General features: G+C 69.3%; 8 protein-coding genes. All 8 read left to right on the top strand.

Features of this window, described 5'->3' with window-relative positions; translation table 11 throughout:
• Positions 1-94 precede the first annotated feature (94 nt).
• Entirely contained in the window at positions 95-601 is a 507-nt protein-coding gene (locus ACWTSU_RS04060; protein ID WP_455138602.1) for a 3-isopropylmalate dehydratase small subunit, read from the top strand.
• Between the two features lie 2 nt (positions 602-603).
• A complete protein-coding gene (leuB, locus tag ACWTSU_RS04055; protein ID WP_455138601.1) occupies positions 604-1734 on the top strand; it encodes a 3-isopropylmalate dehydrogenase in 1131 nt (376 codons plus the stop codon).
• Positions 1735-2136: 402 nt separating this feature from the next.
• Positions 2137-3345 (top strand): MalY/PatB family protein, encoded by a 1209-nt coding sequence (locus ACWTSU_RS04050; protein ID WP_455138600.1) that lies wholly within the window; start codon positions 2137-2139, stop codon positions 3343-3345.
• A 13-nt stretch (positions 3346-3358) separates the two neighbouring features.
• Entirely contained in the window at positions 3359-4282 is a 924-nt protein-coding gene (locus ACWTSU_RS04045; protein WP_455138599.1) for a LysR family transcriptional regulator, read from the top strand.
• 88 nt (positions 4283-4370) lie between these two features.
• Entirely contained in the window at positions 4371-4889 is a 519-nt protein-coding gene (locus ACWTSU_RS04040) for a flavodoxin (RefSeq protein ID WP_455138598.1), read from the top strand.
• 24 nt (positions 4890-4913) lie between these two features.
• Positions 4914-6101, top strand: a complete 1188-nt coding sequence (locus ACWTSU_RS04035; RefSeq protein ID WP_455138597.1) for an iron-containing alcohol dehydrogenase — start codon at positions 4914-4916, stop codon at positions 6099-6101.
• 23 nt (positions 6102-6124) lie between these two features.
• A complete protein-coding gene (locus ACWTSU_RS04030; RefSeq protein WP_455138596.1) occupies positions 6125-6547 on the top strand; it encodes a cupin domain-containing protein in 423 nt (140 codons plus the stop codon).
• Positions 6548-6600: 53 nt separating this feature from the next.
• On the top strand, positions 6601-7380 hold the full coding sequence (locus ACWTSU_RS04025; protein ID WP_455138595.1) for a carboxymuconolactone decarboxylase family protein: 780 nt from the start codon (positions 6601-6603) through the stop codon (positions 7378-7380).
• Positions 7381-7475 lie beyond the last annotated feature (95 nt).

Genomic DNA, 7475 nt, shown 5'->3' with positions numbered 1-7475 from the left:
TGGGGCACGCCCCGCGCGCAGTTCTTCGCGAAGCGAAGCTGTCTGAGCACGGGGCGTGCCCCACGGCCTGGTTACGTCACAGAAAGGATGAACCATGCAGTTCAGGGGAACAGTCTTCCGCTACGGGCGCGACATCGACACCGACGTCATCATCCCGGCGCGCTACCTCAACACCTCCGATCCCGCGGAGCTGGCCAAGCACTGCTTCGAGGACCTTGACACCACGTTCACCTCGCGTGTCAAGCCCGGCGACATCGTGGTGGCCGACGAGAACTTCGGCTGCGGCTCGAGCCGCGAGCACGCGCCCGTGGCCATCAAGGCGGCCGGCGTGAGCTGCGTCATCGCCAAGAGCTTCGCGCGCATCTTCTACCGCAACTCGATCAACATGGGCCTGCCCATCCTCGAGTGCCCGGAGGCCGCCGACGCCATCTCCGAGGGCGACGTCGTCTCCGTGGACGCCGACACCGGCACCATCACGGACGAGACCACGGGCGCCACGTTCCAGGCGCAGCCGTTCCCACCCTTCATCCAGGAGATCATCAGCGACGGCGGCCTCGTCGCGCGCACCAAGCGCGTGATGGCCGAGAAGGGCGGCAACTAGCCATGGCACGCGCGACCTACCGCATCTGCACCCTGCCCGGCGACGGCATCGGGCCCGAGATCATCGCCGAGGCCAAGAAGGTCCTCGCGGCCATCGGCGAGCGCCACGACGTGGAGTTCGTCTGCGAGGACCAGCTCATCGGCGGCGCGGCGATCGACGCCACCACCGCGGCCGGCGAGGAGGTCTCCGCCCTGCCGCCCGCCACGCTGAGTGCGGCCCGCGCCTCCGACGCGGTCCTACTCGCCGCCGTGGGCGGGCCCAAGTGGACCGACACCAAGGTGGGGTCGGTGCGCCCGGAGCAGGGCCTCTTGGCCATCCGCAAGGAGCTGGGGCTCTACCTCAACCTGCGCCCGGTGCGCATGTTCGACGCGCTGATCGGCGCCTCCACGCTCAAGCCCGAGGTGCTCTCCGGCGTGGACCTCATCATCGTCCGCGAGCTCACGGGCGGCCTGTACTTCGGCGGGCACGAGCGCACAATGGGCGTCGAGGGCGCCGGCGTGGGCGGCGCGCGCGGCGAGTACGCGCGCGACGTGCTGGAGTACCGCGAGTACGAGGTCGACCGCGTGGTGCGCTGGGCCTTCGACGCGGCGCGCCGTCGCCGGGGCGTGGTGCACTCGGTGGACAAGGCCAACGTGCTCGACACCTCCCGCATGTGGCGCGAGGTGGCGCACCGGATCGCGGGCGAGTACCCGGACGTGCGCCTCGAGGACATGTACGTGGACAACGCGGCCATGCAGCTCATCGCCAATCCGGCGCAGTTCGACGTGCTCGTGACCGAGAACACCTTCGGTGACATCCTCTCGGACGAGGCCTCGATGCTCACCGGCTCGCTCGGCATGCTCGCCTCCGCGAGCCTGGGCGACGGCACGGCGCTCTACGAGCCGAGCCACGGCTCGGCGCCCGACATCGCGGGGCGGGGGATCGCCAACCCGATCGCGCAGATCCTCTCGGTGGAGCTCATGCTGCGCTACAGCTTCGGCATGGACGACGCGGCCGACGAGCTGGCCGCCGCGGTCACGCGCGTGCTCGACGAGGGCTGGCGCACCGTGGACATCGCCGACGCGGACACGCCAGCCGACCACGTGCTCGGCACCGCCGCGATGGGCGACAAGATCGTGGCCGCGCTCGGGTAGGCGGGCCAGCGACCTGACCATTGGGGGCCGCCGCATTCTTGCGGCGGCCCTCGTTGCGCAATAGCGCTCTTTGTTACACAAATCGCGTGGGCCGTGTGCAATTCTGTCGTTTCTTACACAGGGTTTTGCTGGCGTGCAAAGTATCGGGTAGATACTTTAAAAGTTCATATTCCTTCTACCTGCGGATTATCGAATCCGAGCCCCTGTCCGCCTTCTTGCCTAGGTGGTGCAGGCCATAATCCCTGTGTAAGAAACTGGGATATAGCACGGGGCATCTCGGTTTTGTGTAACGAGAGAGGGTATTGCGCGTCCGAAGGGGCGCTTTCCGCTCAGGGTGGGGGCTTGGGATGCCGGCGCGGTATGGTAACGTGCACACGTCGCTGTTCGGCAGGAGGGATGCGCATGACCTACGACTTCACGACCGTCCTGGAGCGGCGCGGGCACGACGCGCTGGCGCTCGACGCCATCGGAGCGCCGGGCTCGGGATACCCCGCGCCGGAGGCGGGCTTCGACCCCATCCCGATGTGGGTGGCCGACATGAACTTCCCGGTGGCGCCGTCGATCACACGGGCCATCGAGGAGCGGCTGCAGTATCCGACCTTCGGGTACTTCTCGCCGAGCGACGCCTATTACCAGGCCATCATCGACTGGCACCGCGACCGCAAGGGTGTGGCCGACCTCGAGCCGCGCCATATTGGCTACGAGAACGGCGTGCTCGGCGGCGTCGTCTCGACGGTGTCGGCGTTCGCGGCGCCCGGCGACGCGGTGCTCGTGCACAGCCCCACCTACGTGGGCTTCACGCACGCGCTCGAGGACAACGGCTTCAGGCTGGAGCTCTCGCCGCTCGTGCGCGACGGGGACGGCGTCTGGCGCATGGACTACGAGGACATGGAGCGCCGCCTGACGGAGGGGCACATCCACGTGGCCATCTTCTGCTCGCCGCACAACCCGTGCGGGCGGGTGTGGGAGCGCTGGGAGCTGGAGCGGGCGATGGAGCTCTTCCGCGCCCACGACTGCGTGGTGATCTCCGACGAGATCTGGTCCGACATCGTGCGGCCGGGCGTCGCCCACGTGCCCACGCAGTCGGTGTCGGAGGACGCGCGGGAGCGCACGGTGGCCCTCTACGCGCCGAGCAAGACCTTCAACCTGGCCGGCCTCATCGGCAGCTACCACGTGATCTACAGCGACTACCTGAGCGACCGCGTGGAGTCCAAGGGGTCCAAGACGCACTACAACAGCATGAACGTGCTCTCGCAGCACGCGCTGGTCGGCGCCTACGGGCCCGAGGGCCGCGTGTGGGCCGACGAGCTCAACCAGGTCATCGCCGGCAACGTGGACTGGGCGTGCGACTTCATCGAGCGGCACTGGGAGGGCGTGAGCTGCGCCCGGCCGCAGGGCACCTACATGCTGTTCCTGGACTGCGGGGCGTGGTGCGCCGAACACGGCCGCTCGATCGACGAGGTGCTGCGCGACGGCTGGCGCGTGGGTGTCTTCTGGCAGGACGGCCGCGCCTTCCACGGCGCCACGCACATCCGCGTGAACCTGGCGCTGCCGCTCGCGCGCGTGCAGGAGGCGTTCGCGCGGCTGGACAAGCACGTCCTCGGCGCGTGAGGGCGGCGCGGCGATGCTGCTGAGGCAGATGCGCTACTTCTGTGCGGTGGTGGAGGCGGGGTCCTTCACGCGCGCCGCGGAGGCCGAGTTCGTCTCGCAGTCGGCCATATCGCAGCAGGTGAAGGCGCTCGAGAAGGACCTCGGCGCGGAGCTTCTGCGCCGCGAGGGACGCAGCTTCACGCTGACGCCGGCGGGCGAGCACTTCTACCGGCGCGCCGCGCGCATCCTCGACGACCTGGACGCCCTGCGCCGGGAGACCGCCGACCTCGCGAGCGGCGAGACGAGCGTCCTGCGCCTGGGCTACCTCAACCGCTACGACGGCTGGGAGGTCGCCGGCGCCGTGGCCGCCTTCGCGCGCCGCCACCCGCGCATGACGGTGACGAGCGTGGCGGGCAGCCACGACACCCTGCGCGACCTGCTCGGTGCCGGCCAGGTTGACCTCACCTTCAGCGACCGGCGGCGCGTCCTGCACCCGGAGGCCGTGAACCTGCCGCTCTTCGTGGCCTATGACTACGTGGAGGTCTCCGAGGCGAGCCCGCTCGCGTGGCACGAGCGGGTGAGCGCCGCCGACCTGGAGGGCCAGACCTGCGTGCTCATAGCCTCGCCCGACCAGGAGGAGGTCGAGCGCGCCTACTACCAGGACACGATGGGGTTTCACTGCGACGTCACCTTCGCGCGCACCCTCGACGAGGCGAGAATGACGGTGGCGGGCGGCCGCAGCTTCCTGCCGATCGAGCGCCGCAGACGCGAGGGGCGCACGGGCTCGGTCATCCGGCGCATCCCGCTCTTCGGCGCGGACGGGGAGCACCTGAGCCACGAGTACTACGCGTTCTGGCTGCGCGAGCGCTCCACGCCCGCGATCGAGGAGTTCGGGGAGATTCTGCGCGAGCTCTTCTCGCCGGGTTCCGAGCCGTCGGCAACCGATAAGATTTGCTAATCAAAACCCGGAAAATCGGAATTGCTCATTAGACTTTCCGATTCTATGCTGCTCCTAGGGACAGAATCGTCGAGGGATCGGAGCAGGCATGGGAAAGGCGCTCGTGGCGTACTTCTCGCGCGCCGGGCAGAACTACGTCTCCGGCAGCATCGTCGACCTGCCGCGGGGCAACACCGAGGTGCTCGCGGAGGCCATCGCGTCGGCGCTCGGCGCGGACGCGTTCCGCATCGAGCCGGCCGAGGCGTACCCGGCCGACTACTACGCCTGCACCGACGTGGCCAAGCGCGAGCTCGCCGCGGGCGCGCGGCCCGCGCTCGTCGTGCCGGCGCCGAGCCTGGACGGCTACGACACCGTCATCCTGTGCTACCCCAACTGGTGGGGCACCTGCCCGATGGCGGTGCGCACCTTCCTCGACGCCTGCGACCTGGCCGGCAGGACCATCGCGCCGCTGTGTACCAACGAGGGCAGCGGCATGGGCAGCTCGGAGCGCGATCTCGGGGCGGCCTATCCCGAGGCGACGCTCGCGGCCGGCCTCGCGATCGCCGGTCACGACGCCGCCGCGTCGACTGAGCGCGCCGTGGCCTGGGCGCGCGCCATCGTCAAGTAGCAACCGAGCGAGAAGGGACATCACATGGCACAGAGCACGTTCAACGCCTACGCGCCGACCCGCGTCCTGTTTGGGCCGGGCCAGCTGAGCCACCTCCACGAGCAGCAGCTTCCCGGCAAGAAGGCGATGGTGGTCATCTCCAACGGCCGCTCCACGCGCGCCAACGGCTACCTCGACCGCACGCTCGCCGAGCTCGAGGCCGCCGGCGTGGACGCCGTCGTCTTTGACAAGGTGGGCGCCAACCCCACCAAGCAGGTCACCGAGCAGGGCGCGTTCTTCGCCCGCGAGCAGGGCGTCGACTTCGTGGTGGCGCTCGGCGGCGGCTCGGTCATGGACGCCGCCAAGGTCATGGCGATGTTCGCGCCGCAGCCCTCCGACGACCTCTGGGACTACGCGGGCGGCACCACGGGCAAGGGCCTGCCGCTCGTCAAGTCCGAGCTGCCGTGGGTGGCCATCACCACCACGGCGGGGACCGGCTCGGAGGTGGACGCCGCGGGCGTCATCTCCAACGTGGAGACGCATGAGAAGATCGGCGTGGGCTCGGCGAGCCTCTTCGCCACGCTCGCGATCGTGGACCCCGAGCTCATGGTCTCGGTGCCGCCGACCTTCACCGCCTACCAGGGCTTCGACGCGCTCTTCCACAGCCTCGAGGGCCACATCTCCAACGCCACCAACCCGATGGCCGACATGGTGCAGATGGCCGCGATCGAGAGCATCGGGCGCTGGCTCCCCGTGGCGGTGAAGGACGGCTCCGACCTCGAGGCGCGCACGGCCGTGGCCTTCGCCAACACGATGAGCGGCTACTCGATGGACTTCTCGGCGTGCACCTCCGAGCACTCGATGGAGCACGCGATGAGCGCGTACCACCCCGAGCTGCCGCACGGCGCCGGCCTCACGATGATCTCGCTGGAGTACTTCGGCTTCTGGATCGGCCGCCACGTGTGCGACGAGCGCTTCGTGGAGATGGCGCGCGCTCTCGGCAAGGCCGACGCCCAGAGGCCTGAGGACTTCCTCGAGGCCCTGCGCGCGCTGCAGGAGGCCTGCGGCGTGGCCGACCTCAAGATGAGCGACTACGGCTTCACGGGCACGCACGAGGAGGCGCTCGAGCTGGCGCGCTGCGCCCGCGCCACGATGGGCGGCCTGTTCATGTGCGACCCCGGCGAGACCACCGACGAGGACATCGCCGGCATCTACGAGCGCTCGTTCCGCTAGACGACGACACGAGGGAGAAAGGCATGGCAGACGACACGATCACCAGCGAGAGGGACCTGAGCCCGATCTTCCCCAAGGGCGACCCCAACGACGCGTACGCCCAGTACTTCATCGGCCAGAGCTACCTGGCGCCGCTCGGCGACGCGCAGCTCGGGGCGAGCAACGTGACCTTCGAGCCCGGCTGCCGCAACAACTGGCACGTCCACCACAAGGGCGGCCAGGTGCTCATCTGCGTGGCCGGTCGCGGCTGGTACCAGGAGTGGGGCAAGGACGCCCAGGAGCTGCACCCCTGCGACGTGGTGAGCATCCCGCCCGAGGTCAAGCACTGGCACGGCTCCGCGCGCGACAGCTGGTTCCAGCACATTGCGCTCGCGGTGCCGGCGGAGGGCGCCTCGAACGAGTGGCTCGAGCCCGTTGACGACGAGGCCTACAACAAGCTGGCGTAGGTGGAAAAGAGGTGGAAAAGGGACAGTCCCTTTTCCACATGAGAGGAGAGAGCATGGCGCAGGAGCCCAAGATCAGCGAGGCCGCGCTGGCCTATCGCGAGCGCATCATGCCCGGGCGGACGCCCGAGCTGGCGGCCACGGACCCGGAGTTCGTGGAGCGCTTCGAGAACTTCGCCTTCGACGAGGTGGTGAACGAGGGGGCGGCCCAGCTGCCCGACCGCGAGCGCTTTCTGGCCATCCTGGCGGCGCTGCTTGGCTGCCAGGGCGTGGACGAGTTCTCCCTCATGGCGGAGGCCGCCCTCAACGCCGGGGTCACGCCGGTGGAGCTCAAGGAGGTCGTCTATCAGTCGAGCGCCTACCTGGGCATCGGTCGCGTGCTGCCGTTTTTGCGCGCGACCAACGACGTGCTGACGGCGCGCGGCGTGGAGCTTCCGCTCGAGCCGCAGGCCACCACCACGGCCGAGACGCGCGTCGCGGCGGGCAACGACAAGCAGATCGCCTACTTCGGCGAGGGGATGCGCGAGAACTGGGAGAGCGGCCCGGCCGAGCGCGCCCACATCAACCGCTGGCTCGCCGGCCACTGCTTCGGCGACTGGTACACGCGCGGCGGCCTCTCCGACCGCGACCGCGAGATGGTCACGTTCTGCTTCATCGTGGCGCAGGGCGGCTGCGAGCCGCAGGCCACGGCGCATGCGGCGGGCAACATGAGCCTCGGCAACGACCGCGACTTCCTCTACCGCGTGGTCTCGCAGCTCGTGCCCTACGTCGGCTACCCGCGCAGCCTCAACGCGCTGACCTGCGTGGACAACGCCGCCCAGCAGCTGTCCGCCTAGCAGGGGCTCGTCCGGGACGATATCGCCGGCGGGGGGGGGGGGGGAGGAGGGGGGGGAAACAAAGCCAAGAAACACCATTCTCCAAAAGAGGCGCT

Source organism: Thermophilibacter sp., assembly GCF_966187215.1.
This window is presented reverse-complemented; position numbering and strand designations above follow the sequence as displayed.